The sequence below is a fragment of the Kitasatospora sp. NPDC036993 genome, from assembly GCF_055607525.1.
On the sequence record NZ_JBVJRP010000015.1, the window covers coordinates 133052 to 148530 of the forward strand.

The following is a 15479-nucleotide window of genomic DNA, read 5'->3' on the forward strand; positions in this document are numbered from 1 at the left end:
TGGCGTATTTCCGGCCGGGAACGCATTGACCGAACACGCTCACGACGCTTGGCTCGTCCCTGACCGGGCCGCGGGGGCCATGGGCCCGGGACCGTCACCAGGGGAGGACGATCCATGACCACCGCACCCACCCGCCGCCGGCTCGCCAGGGCCGCCGCCGTCCTGGCGGCCACCGCCGTGGCCGTGGCCGCGATGCCCGCCGCCCAGGCCAAGCCGCCCAAGGGCGACACCGCCCGGGTCAGCGAGACCACCAAGGGCGAGCAACTCACCGGCCACTCGTCCGCCCTCGGGCTGAGCGACGACGGCCGCTCCGCCCTGTTCCGCTCGGCCGCCACCAACCTGCTGCCGAACCCGGACACCCCGAACACGTACGAGATCTACGTCCGCAACCTGCGCAACGGGCACGTCGAACGGGTCAGCGTCGCCGACGACGGCTCCGCGCTGAACGCCTCCACCACGGAAGCCTCGATCAGCGGCGACGGCCGCTACGTGGCCTTCAGCACCGGCGCCACCAACGTCGTCCCCGGGCAGCCGGCGCACCAGAGCGACGTCTTCGTCCACGACCGCCGGACCGGCAGCACCGAGCTGGTCACCGCCGCGGCCGTGCCGAGCGCCGACGACCAGACCATCCGAGGCGCCGTGCACCCCAGCATCAGCCGGGACGGCCGCTACGTCGCCTACGCCTCCAACCGCACCGACCTCGTCCCCGACCCGAACGTGCGGCGCGGCAAGAAGAACATCTACGTCACCGACCGCTGGACCGGCACCACCCGGCTGGTCACCGTCGGCGCGGACGGCGGGCCCGCCGACAACCACTCCCTCAGCCCGACGATCAGCGCGGACGGCTCCACCGTCACCTTCACCTCCCGGGCCTACAACCTGCTCCCGCGCCCCGAGCCGGCCCCCGTAACCGATCCCGCGCCCGACGCGGAGACGCCCGACGCCAGGCCCCTGCTCGAACGCGGGCCCCGCTACGACGCCGTCTACGCCTGGAACGCCGACACCGGCACGATCATCGGCGCCAGCCTGGACGCCACCGGGAAGCTCTTCGGCACCTGGGACGCCCGGATCAGCCCGGACGGCCGCTTCGCCCTCTACAGCGTCCCCGCCTACGAGGTGCCGATGCCGCCGCACCGCGCCAAACCGCTGCGCGTGTACGCCCACGAGCTGGCCACCGGCAAGGTCACCAGGATCGACACCGGCCTGCCGGGCACCACGTCCACGGAACACTCGTTCGCTGCCGCCATGACGGGCGACGGCCGCTGGGTCTACTTCCGCTCCACCGCCGACAACCTCGTCCCCGGCGACACCAACGGCGTCAGCGACGTGTTCCGCCGCGACCTGTGGACCGGCCGGATCGAACGCGTCAGCCTCACCCGGGACGGCGAACAGAGCAACGCCCCCGCCGAGAACCCGTACGTGGACGACTCCGGCGACACGGTCGTCTTCGACGCCGAGGACGGCAACCTGGTCCCCGGGGACACCAACGCCGCCACGGACGTCTTCCTGCGCCGCCTGTGACATTCGCCGACTCCCTCACGTGGAAAGGTCGTTGACGCATCCACCCGCCGTCCCGCACCCGTCGGCGGGTTCTCGGCCGGAGGTACGAACAGTGGCGTATTTCCGGCCGGGAACGCATTGACCGAACACGCTCACGACGCTTGGCTCTTGCCCAGCCCGGGCCGCGGGGGTCGAAGGCCCGGGACCGTCACCAGGGGAGGACGATCCATGACCACCGCACCCACCCGCCGCCGGCTCGCCAGGGCCGCCGCCGTCCTGCTGGCCACCGCCGTGGCCGGCGCCGCGATGCCCGCCGCCCAGGCCAAACCGCCCAAAGGCGACACCGCCCGGATCAGCGAGACCGCCAAGGGCGCACAGCTCAACGGCGCGTCGAGTGCGCTCGGGCTGAGCGACGACGGCCGCTTCGCGCTGTTCACCTCGGCCGCGACCGACCTGCTGCCCGGGCCCGGCACCCCGAACACGGACGAGATCTACGTCCGGGACCTGCGCAACGGCCACGTCGAGCGGATCAGCGTCGCCGCCGACGGCTCCCGGCTCAACGCCCCCACCACGGACGCCTCGATCAGCGGCGACGGCCGCTACGTGGCCTTCACCACCGCCGCCACCAACGTGGTGCCCGGCCAGGTGGCGCACGACAGCGACCTCTTCGTCCGCGACCGGTGGACGGGGCGCACCGAGCTGATCGCCACGGACGGCAACTCCACCAGTCCGAGCCTGAGCCGGGACGGCCGTCACCTCGCCTACGTCTCCACTCGCACCGATCCCGACCCCGAGCTGAACCGGCCCCACTCCGACGTCTTCGTCACCGACCGCCGGACCCGCACCACCCGGCTGGTCTCGGCCGGAGCGGACGGCGGCGCCACCGACGATTCCTCCTACAACCCGACGATCAGCGCGGACGGCTCCACCATCGGTTTCAGTTCCCGAGCCCACAACCTGCTCCCGGACGCCCCGGCCGTGACCGACCCCGGCGAGACCACCGCCGACGCAGCGGCCCCGGGGCTGGCCCAGCCCCGCTTCTACCCGTACTACGTCTGGAAGGCAGGCACCGGCAGGACCTCCGGCGCCAGCCTGGACGACGAGGGCTACCTGCGCGGCGTCGGCGTCGGCGCCCGGATCAGCCCCGACGGCCGCTACGCGCTCTACCTCGTACCGGCCTTCGGCTCCGGGCAGCCCGGTTCGCCCCGCCTCCGGATGGACGTGTACACCCGCGAACTGGCCACCGGCACGCTCACCCGGATCAACACCGGCCTGCCCGGCACCGCGACCACCGGCCACTCCTTCGCCCCCGTCATGACGGCCGACGGCCGCTGGGTCTACTTCGAATCCCTCGCCGACAACCTCGTCCCCGGCGACACCAACGGTGTCAGCGACGTGTTCCGCCGCGAGCTGCGGACCGGCCGGATCGAACGGGTCAGCCTCACCAGGGACGGCGAGCAGGGCAACGCCCCCGCCGAGAACCCGTACGTGGACGCCGGCGGCGACACGGTCGTCTTCGACGGCGGGGACGGCAACCTGGTGCCCGGCGACACCAACGCCGCCAAGGACGTCTTTCTGCGCCGCCTGTGACGGCCCGGCAGCCTGACGGCAGGATGGCCTGATTCTCTTTCCGCATACGCCCGTTGACGTATTTTCCGCCGAGATCACCCGCGGACGTTGACCCCGGGCCCTCCCGACGATTGGCTCTGCCGAAAGCCCGTCGCCGGGAGGGAGCCCGGCCGGGTGATCGGAGGGGAAGACCTTATGACACGCACCATCCGCAACCGGTGGCCGGCCGGCGCCGCCGGCGCGCTGGCCGCGGCCGCCCTGCTCGCCGTCACCGCCGCGCCCGCCCAGGCCGCCCCGCTGCCGCGCGGCACCGTCCAGGTGAGCACCGGGGTGAACGGCGCCGCGCCCGACAACCAGTCCTTCGGCCTGGGCGTCAACGCGAACGGCCGCTACGCGCTGTTCAGCTCGTGGGCGACGAACCTGGTGTCCCAGCCCGCCCGGGGCGGCCGCGACGTCTACCTGAAGGACCTGCGGACCAACCGTGTCGAGCGGGTCAGCCTGGCGGACTCGGGCGAGGGACAGGCCGGCTGGTCCGAGGAGGCCGCGATCAACGCCGACGGCCGCTACGTCGCCTTCGTGAGCAACGGCGAGGACGTGGTGCCCGGCATGCAGGTCAGGGGCCGCACCGAGGTGTACGTCCGGGACCGGCGGACCGGCCGCACCGAGCTGGTCAGCGGCGGGCTCACCTCCACCGATCCCGACCGGTTCCACTACTCCTACGCGCCCTCGATCAGCGCCGACGGCCGGTACGTCGCCTTCGTGTCCTCCCGGAAGGACCTGGACCCGACCGTCGTGGACCCCGAGCCCGAGCCGGAACCCGAGCCCTCGCTCGCCAGGCCCTACACCTGGAAGCTCAACATCTACCTCACCGACCGCCGGACCCACACCACCCGGCTGATCTCGCGCGACGCGGCCGGCAAGCCCGGCGAGAGCACCTCCTTCCACCCGAAGCTCAGCGCGGACGGCCGCACCATCGGCTTCGGCTCCCTCTCGGACCTGCTGCCGCCCGAGCAGCCCCCGGCCGCCGCGCCGGCCGCCGGGACCGCCGACGTGGACCTGCCCCCGGGCGCCGAGAAGTACCTGCCCGCCGGGGCGCAGCCGAGCCTGGCCCGCCCGACGAGTGCCGTCTACTACACGTACGACGTGCCCTCGGGGAAGCTCTCGCCCGCGAGCTTCGACGTCGGCGGCTCGCTCGCCTACGCGGCCTTCGACGCCACGATCAGCCCCGACGGGCGGCGCGCGGTCTACGCCCTGTCCGAGCCGGGCGGCTCGACCGGCGGCCACCGCTCCCACACCGTGCTGCACGTCCGGGACCTGCGGACGGGCGTCGTGACGAAGGTCAGTGCCGGTCTGCCCGGCACCAGTTCGGTCGGTTCCTCCGGCCACGGCTCGATCACCGCCGACAACCGCTGGCTCTACTTCGAGTCCGCCGCCGACAACCTGGTGGCGGGCCCGCAGCACCCGGGCTGGGACGTCTACCGCCAGGACCTGCGCACCGGTCGCACCGAGCGGGTCGCCACCGCGCCGGACGGCTCGTTCGGCAACGGCTCCTCGAAGCAGCCGTTCGTGTCGGCCAACGGCAGGACCGTGGTGTTCGAATCGTCCAGCGGCAACCTGGTCGCCGGCACCGACGTCCCGGCGGCCGAGGGCTACCAGGTCTTCGCCAAGCCGGCCCGGAGCCACCACGGCGTCGCCGACGACCAGGGCCTCGCCGACGACCAGGGCGAGAACGAGGACGACTGACCGGCCCGCGCCGCCCGGGAACCACGACGGGGGCGGGACGTCGGCCTGGGCCGGCGTCCCGCCCCCGCGGTGGGAGGGTGGGGCAGGTGGTCGGTGGGCCGTGTGGCAGGGCGGATCGATTCGCCTCCGCCGCACGGCGGTGGTGAGCCCGTGGGCCGGTCCGGTTCCGAGCGGTCCGGCCCACGGGCGGTCTGGTCGGGCCTGGGGCGGCCCTGGGTGGGAGGGTCAGCCCTCCATCGCGGCGCGCGCGTCCACGAAGGCCGCGACGGCGCGCTCGACGTCCTCGGTGGAGTGCGCCGCGGACAGCTGCACCCGGATCCTGGCCTTGCCGTGCGGCACCACCGGGTAGGAGAAGCCGATCACGTACACGCCGCGCTCCAGCAGCAGCTCGGCGAGCCGGCCGGCCACCGCCGCGTCACCGATCATCACCGGGGCGATCGGGTGGTCGCCGGGCAGGATCTCGAAGCCGGCCTCGGTCATCTTCGTCCGGAACAGCGCGGTGTTGGCCGCCAGCCGCTCGCGCAGCTCGTTGGACTTCTCGACCAGGTCGAGCACCTTGAGCGAGGCGGCCGCGATCACCGGGGCCAGCGAGTTGGAGAACAGGTACGGGCGGGAGCGCTGGCGCAGCAGGGCGACGATCTCCCTGCGGGCCGCGACGTAGCCGCCGGAGGCGCCGCCGAGGGCCTTGCCGAGGGTGCCGGTGATGATGTCCACGCGGTCCGTCACGCCGTGCAGTTCGGGGGTGCCGCGGCCACCCGCGCCGACGAAGCCGACGGCGTGCGAGTCGTCCACCATGACCATGGCGTCGTAGCGGTCGGCCAGGTCGCAGATCTCGCGCAGCGGGGCGACGTAGCCGTCCATCGAGAAGACGCCGTCGGTGACGATCAGCCGGCGGCGGGCGTCCTGGGTGTCCTGGAGCTGCTTCTCCAGGTCGGCCAGGTCGCGGTTGGCGTAGCGGTGGCGGCGGGCCTTGCTGAGCCGGATGCCGTCGATGATGCTGGCGTGGTTCAGCGCGTCGGAGATGACGGCGTCGCGGTCGTCCAGCAGGGTCTCGAAGACACCGCCGTTGGCGTCGAAGCAGGAGGAGTAGAGGATCGTGTCCTCCTGGCCGAGGAAGGCCGAGAGGCGGTCCTCCAGCTCCTTGTGGACGTCCTGGGTGCCGCAGATGAAGCGGACCGAGGCCATTCCGTAGCCCCAGCGGTCCAGCGCGTCCTTGGCGGCGGCGAGCACCTCGGGGTGGTCGGCCAGGCCGAGGTAGTTGTTGGCGCAGAAGTTCAGCACCTCGCCCGGGCGGCCGCCGGCGGTGACGGTGACCGCGGCGCTCTGCGGGCTGCCGATCACCCGCTCGGGCTTGAACAGACCCGCCTCGCGGATCTCGTCCAGGGTGGCGGCGACGTCGGCACGCACGTTGTCGAACACTGCGGGTCTCCTTGGCAGTTCGGCGGGAGCGGTTCGGGCGGGAGCGGTTCGGCGGGGTTCAGGCGGGCGGGTTCGGCGGGCGGGGTCCGGCGGGCCGGGGCTCGGACCGGGCGGGGTTCAGGCCGTCCAGTCGAGGATGATCTTGCCGCAGTTGCCGCTCGCGGCGTCGTCGAACGCGGCCTCGTAGTCGGCGGCGGCGTAGCGGCCGGTGATCACCGGGCTGAGGTCCAGGCCGCCCTCCAGCAGCACGGACATCGCGTACCAGGTCTCGAACATCTCGCGGCCGTAGATGCCCTTGATGGTGATCATCGAGGTGACGATCGAGGCCCAGTCCACCGGGAACTGCTCGGCGGGCAGGCCGAGCATGGCGATCTTCCCGCCGTGGGTCATGTTGGCGATCATCGACTGCATCGCCTCGGGGCGGCCGGACATCTCCAGGCCGACGTCGAAGCCCTCGCGCAGGCCGAGCTTCTGCTGGCCCTCCTCGATGGTGTGCTGGGAGACGTCGAGCGCCAGCGTCACGCCGACCTCGCGGGCCAGGTCGAGGCGGTACGACGAGACGTCGGTGATCATCACGTTGCGGGCGCCGGCGTGCTTGGCGACGGCGGCGGCCATGATGCCGATCGGTCCCGCGCCGGTGACCAGCACGTCCTCGCCGATCAGCGGGAAGGACAGCGCGGTGTGCACGGCGTTGCCGAACGGGTCGAAGATCGCGGCCACGTCCAGGTCGACCGGCACCCGGTGCACCCAGACGTTGGAGGCGGGCAGCGCCACGTACTCGGCGAAGGCACCGTCCCGGTTGACGCCCAGGCCGACGGTATTGCGGCACAGGTGGCGGCGGCCGGCCAGGCAGTTGCGGCACTTGCCGCAGACCAGGTGGCCCTCGCCGCTGACCAGGTCGCCGACCGTGATGTCCGCGACGCCGGCGCCGATCTCGGCGACCTCGCCGACGAACTCGTGACCGAGCACCAGCGGGGTCCTGATGGTCTGCTGCGCCCAGCCGTCCCACTTGCGGATGTGCAGGTCGGTGCCGCAGATGCCGGTCCGCAGCACCTTGATCAGCACCTCGCCGGGGCCGATCTCGGGCATGGGGACGTCCATCAGCCAGAGCCCGGGCTCGGCCTGCTGCTTGACGAGTGCCTTCACGGCGGGCTCCTGACGTGCGGGTGGGACGGCCCGCGGGTGCGGGCAGGCCGAAGGGGCCCGGTTGGGCCGCTCCTGACGGGCGCGCACTCCGGACAGGCAGAAATCTGCCTGGTGGGGGCGGGTGCGGTCCATCGAGGAATTCTTAACGGCGGCCGCAGCTGGGCTGAACGATCGTGCCCGAGCAGCGGCCGGCGGCGGGCGCGGCGTGCCGGTGCTCACCCGTCCGGCCGAGCGCGGGGCGGCCCTCGCGACACCGCCCGCCGGCCGTCCCCGGGTGCTTGACGCCCGGGGTGCCCGGCCACGGTCCGCCAGCGGGGCGCGGCACCCGGCTGACGGTGCTCCCGTTCGGGTCAGCCCGGCGCCGACCCGCGCGCGGCCGCCCGGCCCCGGTGCTTACGGTGACGACGCTCCCCCCGCGGCCCCGTGGAGAGGCGCTCCGGCCCCGCCGAGCAGCACGCCGGGGCCCTTCGCCAAGGGGCCGTCCGCCCCAGAGAGGCCCCTCCGCCGATGACCGACACCCGACGGCCGCGCCCGGCCGTTCCCTGCTCCCCGCGCGTCCCCCGCCCGCCGCACACCGCCGTCCCCCGCTCCGTACGGGTGGCCTCGGCCGCCCTCGCGCTGGCCGGCCTGCTCGCCGTCTCCGCCTGTTCCGGGGACTCCAAGCCCGCCCGGCCCGCCGCCGGCGCCGCGGTCACCGCCGAACCGGCCGCGCTCAGCCCGTCCCCCACGCAGGGCGGCAGCCCGTCCGGCGGGGTGGTGGCCCTCACCCCGGCCGTCCAGGCGAAGCTGGACGCCGCGATCAAGCAGGTGATGAGCCAGGTCTCCATCCCCGGCGTGATCGTCGGCTACACCACCCCCGACGGCAGCTACCAGCGCACCTTCGGCGTCGCCGACAAGGCCGCGGGGACGGCGATGTCCCCCGACCTGTACATGCGGATCGGCAGCGTGACCAAGACCTTCACCACGACCGGCATCCTGCGGCTCGTGGACCAGGGCAAGCTGGGCCTGGACGACCCGGTCTCCAAGTACGTCCGGAACGTGCCCGGCGGCGACGGGATCACCCTCCGCCAGCTCGGCGAGATGCGCAGCGGCCTCTTCAACTACACCCTGGACTCCGGCTTCCAGCAGGCGTTCTTCAGCGACCCGAGCCGCCCGTTCACCCCGGACCAGCTGCTCGGGTACGCGTTCAAGCACCCGGCGAACTTCTCCCCGGGCAGCAGCTACGAGTACTCCAACACCAACCTGATCCTGCTCGGCCTGGTCGTCGAGAAGGTCGGCGGGCAGCCGCTCCAGGACTTCCTGACGCAGCAGGTGTTCACCCCGGCCGGGCTCACCAAGACCAGCCTGCCGACCGACGCGGCCTTCCCCGACCCGCACGCCCACGGCTACACCAACCAGACGCTCAGCGGCCAGGTCGAGGACTCCACCACCTGGAACCCGTCCTGGGGCTGGGCCGCCGGCGCCGCGATCTCCACCGTCGCCGACCTCCAGACCTGGGCCAAGGTGCTGGCCACCGGTGAGCCGCTGCTCAAGCCCGCCACCCAGGCGGAGCGGCTCAAGACCGTGCCCGTCGGGCCCGACCCCGACCTCGGCTACGGCTTCGGGGTGTTCGACACGCACGGCTGGATCGGCCACAACGGCTCGCTGCCCGGGTACGAGAGCGTGGTGCTCTACCTGCCGCAGGCGAAGGCCAGTCTGGCCATCCTGCTCAACACCGACATCACCCACGACGGTTCGGAGCCCTCGACGTTCCTGGCCCGGGCGATCACCCGGATCGTCTCGCCGGACAACGTCTACACGCTGCCCACCCCACCCGGCTCGGGCTCGCCCACCGCCTCCCCGTCCCCGTCCCCGTCGCCGTCGGTCTCGCCCACGGCCTCCCCCACGCCGCTGGTCTCCCCCACAACCTCCCCCACCGCGACCGGTACCGTCACGCCGCACCTCTCCTGAACCCGGGAGCACCGCGCGAGGCCCGGCCCGGACGACCGGGCCGGGCCTCGCGGCGCGCCGTCGAGTCCCCGGCGTCGACTCCCCGGCTTCAACTCCCCAGCACCCTGGCCAGGTCGTACGAGACCGGCTCCTCCAGCTGCGCGGAGGTACAGCTCTCCGGCGTGCGGTCCGGCCGCCAGCGGCGGAACTGCGCGGTGTGCCGGAACCGGGTGCCCTCCATGTGGTCGTAGGCGACCTCGACCACCCGCTCGGGGCGCAGCGCGATCCAGGACAGGTCCTTGCCGCCGGTCCAGCGGCTGACCGCGCCGGGCAGCCGGCCCTCGGCGTGCGCGGCCTCGTCCGCCCAGCCGCCCCAGGGGTGCCTGGCGATGTCGTCCATCCGCAACGGGGCCAGCTCCTCGGCGAGTTCGCGCCGGCGGGCCATCGGGAAGGCCGCGCAGACACCGACGTGCTGGAGCCTGCCCCCGTCGTCGAAGATGCCGAGCAGCAGCGAGCCGACCACCGGGCCACTCTTGTGCTCGCGGTAGCCGGCCACCACGCAGTCGGCGGTGCGCTCGTGCTTGATCTTGTACATGGTCCGCTCCCCCGGCCGGTACGGCTGGTCCAGCGGTTTGGCCACCACGCCGTCCAGCCCGGCGCCCTCGAACTCGGCGAACCAGGTGCCGGCGAGGTCGAGGCCGGTGGTGGCGGGGGCGGTGAACACCGGGTCCGAGGCGTCCGCGAGCGCGGCCTCCAGCGCCGGGCGGCGCACCGACAGCGGCTCGTCCAGCAGCGAGTCGTCACCGAGGGCGAGCAGGTCGAAGGCGACGAAGGAGGCCGGGGTCCGCTCGGCGAGCAGCTTCACCCGGCTCGCGGCCGGGTGGATCCGCTCCAGCAGTTCCTCGAAGCGCAGCCGGCCGTCCCGGGCGATCACCACCTCGCCGTCCAGCACGCAGCGCGGCGGCAGCTCCCGCCGGAACGCCTCGACCAGCTCGGGGAAGTACCTGGTCAGCGGCTTGCCGGTGCGGCTGCCGAGCTCCACCTCGTCGCCGTCGCGGAACACGATGGAGCGGAAGCCGTCCCACTTGGCCTCGTACTGCATTCCGGGCGGGATCCTGGCCACCGACTTGGCGAGCATCGGCGCCACCGGCGGCATCACGGGCAGGTCCATGGGTCCGATGGTCGCCCCGATGGCCTCGGGGCGCGCGTCGGGCGCGCGGCGCCTAGCGTGAGGGGCATGGGCTCAGCCGTGGAACTGGATGTCGCCGGGCGCACCGTCCGGCTGTCGAACCCGGACAAGGTGTACTACCCCGAGCGCGGCTTCACCAAGCTGGATGTCGCCCGGTACTACCTGGCCGTCGCCGACGGGGTGCTGCGCGGGCTGCGTGACCGGCCGACCACCCTGCAGCGCTTCCCGGACGGGGTGGACGGCGAGTTCTTCTACCAGAAGCGCGCGCCCAAGGGCCTGCCGGAGTGGCTGCCCACCGCCCGGATCGCGTTCCCCAGCGGCCGCTCCGCCGACGAGATCTGCCCCACCGAACCGGCCGCCGTGCTGTGGGCGGCCAACCTCGGCTGCCTCACCTTCCACCCCTGGCCGGTGCGGCGCTCCGACACCGATCACATCGACGAGCTGCGGATCGACCTCGACCCGCAGCCCGGCACCGACTTCCACGACGCCGTCCGGGCCGCCCACGAACTGCGCGCCCTGCTGGAGGAGCACGGGCTGCGGGGCTGGCCCAAGTCCTCCGGCGGGCGCGGCCTGCACGTGTACGTGCCGCTGGCGCCCGAGTGGACCTTCACCGACGGACGGCACGCGGTGATCGCGCTCGGCCGGGTCCTGGAGCAGCGGATGCCGGGGAAGGTCACCACCGCCTGGTGGAAGGAGGAGCGCGGCGAGCGGATCTTCGTCGACTACAACCAGATGGCGCGCGACCGCACCATCGCCTCCGCCTACTCGCTGCGCGCCCGCCCCCGGGCCACCGCCTCCGCCCCGCTGCGCTGGACGGAACTGGACGACGCCGCCCCCGAGGACTTCGACCTGCGCACCGTCCCCGCCCGGTTCGCCGAACTCGGCGACCTGAACGCGGAGATGGACGACCGGGCGTACCGGCTGGAGGGCCTGCTGGAGCTGTACGGGAAGCAGCTGCGCGACGAGGGCCTCGGCGAACTCCCCTACCCGCCCGACCACCCCAAGGCGGCCGGCGAGCCCACCCGCGTCCAGCCGAGCCGCGCCAGGAGGACCGACCGGCCGGGCCGCGCGAAGGAGGAGTAGCGCCGTACGGCCGGCCTCAGCTCCGCGCGCCCGCCGGGGCCAGCCCGGCGACGATGCGGACGGCCTCGGCGATCTGCCCGTCCGTCAGGTCGCCGCGGGCGGTGAGCCGCAGCCGGGAGATGCCGTCCGGGACGGACGGCGGGCGGAAGCAGCCGACGGCGAGGCCCGCCCGGCGGCAGTCGGCGGCCCAGGCGACGGCGGCCTCGGGGCCCGGGGCGCGGACGGAGACCACCGCGGCCTGGGGGTCGCAGCTGTGCAGGCCGGCGGCGGTGAGCTGCCGGGCCAGGGTGCGGGCGACCTCGCGGGCGCGCTCGGCGCGGGCGGGCTCGGCGCGCAGCAGCCGCAGGGCGGCGAGGGCTGCGCCGGCGGCGGCCGGGGCGAGGCCGGTGTCGAAGATGAAGGTGCGGGCGGTCTCGGTGAGGTGGCGGATCACCCGGCGCGGGCCGAGCACGGCGCCGCCCTGCGAGCCGAGCGACTTGGAGAGGGTGACGGTGGCGACGGTGTCCGGCTGCCCGGCGAGCCCGGCCGCCGCGAGCGCCCCGGTGCCGCCGGGGCCGAGCACGCCGAGCCCGTGGGCGTCGTCCACCAGCAGGGCGGCGCCGTGCGCGCGGGCGGCGGCGGACAGCTCGGGCAGCGGGGCCGCGTCCCCGTCCACCGAGAACACCGAGTCGGTGACCACCAGCGCCCGCGGCCGGGCCCGCCCGGCGAGCGCCTCGGCGACCGCCGACGGGTCAGCGTGCGGGGTGCGGTGGACGTCGGCGCGGGAGAGCCGGCAGCCGTCGATCAGCGAGGCGTGGTTGTAGGCGTCGGAGACGATCAGGGTGTCGGGGTCGGTGAGCGCGGTCAGCGCCGCGAGGTTGGCCGTGTACCCGGAGGAGAACACCAGCGCGGCCTCCACCCCGCAGAACTCGGCCAGCTCCTCCTCCAGTTCGGTGTGCAGCGCGGTCGTCCCGGTCACCAGGCGCGACCCCGTCGACCCGCCGCCCCAGCGCAGCGCCGCGTCCGCCGCCGCCCGGGTCACCACCGGATGCCTGGTCAGCCCCAGGTAGTCGTTCCCCGCGAGGTCCAGCACCCCGTCCTCCGCCGCCCGGCTGCGCAGCGTCCGCGTCAGCCCGGCCTCGGCCCGCATCGCGGCCGTCTCGTCGAGCCAGTCGAACACCTGCGCCGGAGCGAGGACGGAGGGGCGCGGCTCGGCCGCGAGCGGATGGTTCATGCCCGGCACTCTGGCACGGCCTTCGAACCGGGATCAATGTGCCGCTCGGCACAGGATCGGCACGTCCGGCTGGCCGGTCACCACAAGAGGGCCACCCGCCCGCCGCGGCCCCGGGCTTTGCCCGGGGTGGCGGCGAGCAGGCAAGATAGCCGGGTGACCCTCCTTGATCTGATGCCGAAGCCCGCCACCCCCGACGCGCTGTACGAGACGTTCGCAGCCTGGACGGAGGAGCGGGGGATCACGCTGTACCCGGCGCAGGAGGAGGCGCTGATCGAGCTGGTGTCGGGGAACAACGTGATCCTCGCGACGCCGACCGGGTCGGGCAAGAGCCTGGTGGCGGCGGGGGCGCACTTCGCGGCGCTGGCCGAGGGGCAGCGGACCTTCTACACCGCCCCGATCAAGGCGCTGGTCTCGGAGAAGTTCTTCGACCTGGTGAAGATGTTCGGCACCGAGCAGGTCGGCATGATGACCGGCGACGCGAGCGTGAACCCGACCGCGCCGATCATCTGCTGCACCGCCGAGGTGCTCGCCCAGATCGCGCTGCGCGACGGCGCCAAGGCGGACATCGGCCAGGTGGTCATGGACGAGTTCCACTTCTACGCCGAGCCGGACCGCGGCTGGGCCTGGCAGATCCCGCTGCTGGAGCTGCCGCAGGCGCAGTTCCTGCTGATGTCGGCGACGCTGGGCGACGTCCGCCGCTTCGAGGAGGACCTGACCCGCCGCACCGGCCGTCCGACCACGGTGGTGCGCAACGCGACCCGCCCGGTGCCGCTGTTCTACGAGTACCGCCGCACCACGATGCACGACACCCTGGAGGAGCTGCTCCAGACCGGCCAGGCCCCCGTCTACGTCGTGCACTTCACGCAGAAGGAGGCGGTGGAGCGGGCCCAGTCGCTGATGAGCATCAACATGTGCTCGAAGGCGGAGAAGGAGGCCATCGCCGATCTGATCGGCGGCTTCCGCTTCACCACCAAGTTCGGCCGCAACCTGTCCCGTTACGTGCGCCACGGCATCGGCGTGCACCACGCGGGCATGCTGCCGAAGTACCGCCGGCTGGTGGAACGCCTCGCCCAGGCGGGCCTGTTGAAGGTGATCTGCGGCACCGACACGCTCGGCGTCGGCGTCAATGTGCCGATCCGCACGGTGCTGTTCACCGCCCTGTCCAAGTACGACGGACAGCGGGTGCGCATCCTGCGCGCCCGTGAGTTCCACCAGATCGCCGGCCGGGCGGGCCGGGCCGGCTTCGACACCGTCGGCCAGGTGGTGGCGCAGGCGCCGGAGCACGTGATCGAGAACGACAAGGCGATCGCGAAGGCCGGGGACGACCCGAAGAAGAAGCGCAAGGTGGTGCGCAAGAAGGCCCCGGAGGGCTTCGTCGGCTGGACGGAGGAGACCTTCGAGAGGCTGATCGGCGCCGACCCGGAGCCGCTGGTCTCCCGGTTCAAGGTCAGCCACGCGATGCTGCTGTCGGTGATCGGCCGCCCGGGCAACGCCTTCGAGGCGATGCGCAAGCTGCTGACCGACAACCACGAGGACCGGGCCGCGCAGCGCCGCCACATCCGCACCGCGATCGCCATCTACCGCTCGCTGCTGCAGGGCGGCGTGGTGGAGCGGCTGCCCGAGCCGGACGCGGAGGGCCGGATCGTCCGCCTCACCCTGGACCTCCAGGAGAACTTCGCGCTCAACCAGCCGCTGTCCACCTTCGCGCTGGCCTCCTTCGAACTGCTCGACCCGGCCTCGCCCTCGCACTCGATGGACGTGATCTCGGTCGTCGAGGCGACCCTCGACGACCCGCGCCAGATCCTCGCCGCGCAGCAGAACAAGGCGCGCGGCGAGGCCGTCGGCGAGATGAAGCGGGACGGCATCGAGTACGAGGAGCGGATGGAGCGGCTCCAGGAGATCACCTACCCGAAGCCGCTGGAGGAGCTGCTCACCCACGCCTACGAGGTGTACCGCACGGCGCACCCGTGGATCGGCGACCACCAGCTCCAGCCCAAGTCCGTGGTCCGCGACCTGTACGAGCGGGCGATGACGTTCTCGGACTACGTCGGCTTCTACGAGCTGGCCCGCACCGAGGGCATCGTGCTGCGCTACCTGGCCGGCGCGTACAAGGCGCTGGAGCAGACCGTCCCCGAGGACGTGAAGACCGACGACCTCAAGGACGTCATCGCCTGGCTCGGCGAGCTGGTCCGCCAGGTCGACTCCAGCCTGCTGGACGAGTGGGAGCAGCTGGCCAACCCGACCGAGCCGCAGGCCGCCGAGGTGTCGCTGGACGACAGGCCGGCGCCGGTCACCGCCAACGCCCGCGCCTTCCGGGTGCTGGTGCGCAACGAGCTGTTCCGCCGGGTCGAGCTGTGCGCGCTGGAGCACTACGAGGAGCTCGGCTCCCTGGACGGCGAGTACGGCTGGGACGCGGACCGCTGGGCGGACGCCATGGACGGGTACTGGGAGGAGTACGACGACCTCGGCACCGGCCCGAACGCGCGCGGCCCGAAGATGCTGATCATCGAGGAGGAGGACTCCTCCTGGCGGGTCCGGCAGATCTTCGACGACCCGGAGGGCGACCACGACTGGGGCATCAGCGCCGAGGTCGACCTGTACGGCTCGGACGAGGAGGGCCGGGCGGTGCTGCGGGTGACCTCGGTGGACCGGCTCGGCGGCTGAGCCCGGGCGGACGCCGTGACTCCC

The 15479-nt window shown here is 73.2% G+C and carries 10 protein-coding genes; 6 read left to right on the forward strand and 4 right to left on the reverse strand.

The genetic code is table 11. The features are described 5' to 3' along the window. Positions 1–114 precede the first annotated feature (114 nt). From ACZ7C5_RS28510 to ACZ7C5_RS28520, 3 genes are all read left to right on the forward strand, one after another. A complete protein-coding gene (locus ACZ7C5_RS28510) occupies positions 115–1521 on the forward strand; it encodes a TolB family protein (protein WP_470323723.1) in 1407 nt (468 codons plus the stop codon). A gap of 207 nt (positions 1522–1728) precedes the next feature. Continuing rightward, entirely contained in the window at positions 1729–3090 is a 1362-nt protein-coding gene (locus tag ACZ7C5_RS28515; RefSeq protein ID WP_401090138.1) for a TolB family protein, read from the forward strand. Positions 3091–3264: 174 nt separating this feature from the next. Further along, the gene (locus ACZ7C5_RS28520; protein WP_401090136.1) at positions 3265–4812 is read left to right on the forward strand and encodes a TolB family protein; all 1548 of its coding nucleotides are present in this window, start codon (positions 3265–3267) and stop codon (positions 4810–4812) included. A 225-nt stretch (positions 4813–5037) separates the two neighbouring features. Here the strand turns inward: ACZ7C5_RS28520 and ACZ7C5_RS28525 are convergent, their stop codons facing one another. Together ACZ7C5_RS28525 and tdh are read right to left on the reverse strand one after the other, a co-directional pair. After that, the gene (locus tag ACZ7C5_RS28525) at positions 5038–6231 is read right to left on the reverse strand and encodes a glycine C-acetyltransferase (protein ID WP_401090134.1); all 1194 of its coding nucleotides are present in this window, start codon (positions 6229–6231) and stop codon (positions 5038–5040) included. 117 nt (positions 6232–6348) lie between these two features. Beyond that, positions 6349–7377 (reverse strand): L-threonine 3-dehydrogenase, encoded by a 1029-nt coding sequence (gene tdh / locus ACZ7C5_RS28530; RefSeq protein ID WP_188297981.1) that lies wholly within the window; start codon positions 7375–7377, stop codon positions 6349–6351. A 507-nt stretch (positions 7378–7884) separates the two neighbouring features. Here tdh and ACZ7C5_RS28535 point away from each other — a divergent pair. After that, the gene (locus tag ACZ7C5_RS28535) at positions 7885–9327 is read left to right on the forward strand and encodes a serine hydrolase domain-containing protein (RefSeq protein WP_470323724.1); all 1443 of its coding nucleotides are present in this window, start codon (positions 7885–7887) and stop codon (positions 9325–9327) included. An 88-nt stretch (positions 9328–9415) separates the two neighbouring features. Here ACZ7C5_RS28535 and ACZ7C5_RS28540 read toward each other — a convergent pair whose 3' ends face one another. Then, positions 9416–10477, reverse strand: a complete 1062-nt coding sequence (locus ACZ7C5_RS28540; protein WP_401090130.1) for an ATP-dependent DNA ligase — start codon at positions 10475–10477, stop codon at positions 9416–9418. Between the two features lie 66 nt (positions 10478–10543). On the opposite strand from ACZ7C5_RS28540, the gene ligD reads away from it, so the two are divergent. Continuing rightward, on the forward strand, positions 10544–11578 hold the full coding sequence (ligD, locus tag ACZ7C5_RS28545) for a non-homologous end-joining DNA ligase (RefSeq protein ID WP_401090128.1): 1035 nt from the start codon (positions 10544–10546) through the stop codon (positions 11576–11578). A gap of 16 nt (positions 11579–11594) precedes the next feature. Here the strand turns inward: ligD and ACZ7C5_RS28550 are convergent, their stop codons facing one another. Continuing rightward, positions 11595–12791 carry an 8-amino-7-oxononanoate synthase gene (locus ACZ7C5_RS28550; RefSeq protein ID WP_401090126.1) on the reverse strand — a complete coding sequence of 399 codons (1197 nt, stop codon included), beginning with the start codon at positions 12789–12791 and terminating at the stop codon, positions 11595–11597. Between the two features lie 171 nt (positions 12792–12962). Between ACZ7C5_RS28550 and ACZ7C5_RS28555 the strand changes: the two genes are divergently transcribed. After that, on the forward strand, positions 12963–15455 hold the full coding sequence (locus ACZ7C5_RS28555; RefSeq protein ID WP_401090349.1) for a DEAD/DEAH box helicase: 2493 nt from the start codon (positions 12963–12965) through the stop codon (positions 15453–15455). Positions 15456–15479: the final 24 nt, after the last annotated feature.

Excerpts from the sequence above, each read along its gene's own strand:
- ACZ7C5_RS28555 (WP_401090349.1), top strand. The coding sequence starts at position 12,963 with ATGCCGAAGCCCGCCACCCCCGACGCGCTGTACGAGACGTTCGCAGCC.
- ACZ7C5_RS28535 (WP_470323724.1), top strand. The coding sequence starts at position 7,885 with ATGACCGACACCCGACGGCCGCGCCCGGCCGTTCCCTGCTCCCCGCGC.
- ACZ7C5_RS28520 (WP_401090136.1), top strand. The coding sequence starts at position 3,265 with ATGACACGCACCATCCGCAACCGGTGGCCGGCCGGCGCCGCCGGCGCG.
- ACZ7C5_RS28515 (WP_401090138.1), top strand. The coding sequence starts at position 1,729 with ATGACCACCGCACCCACCCGCCGCCGGCTCGCCAGGGCCGCCGCCGTC.
- ACZ7C5_RS28550 (WP_401090126.1), bottom strand. The coding sequence starts at position 12,791 with ATGAACCATCCGCTCGCGGCCGAGCCGCGCCCCTCCGTCCTCGCTCCG.
- ACZ7C5_RS28510 (WP_470323723.1), top strand. The coding sequence starts at position 115 with ATGACCACCGCACCCACCCGCCGCCGGCTCGCCAGGGCCGCCGCCGTC.
- ligD (WP_401090128.1), top strand. The coding sequence starts at position 10,544 with ATGGGCTCAGCCGTGGAACTGGATGTCGCCGGGCGCACCGTCCGGCTG.
- ACZ7C5_RS28540 (WP_401090130.1), bottom strand. The coding sequence starts at position 10,477 with ATGGACCTGCCCGTGATGCCGCCGGTGGCGCCGATGCTCGCCAAGTCG.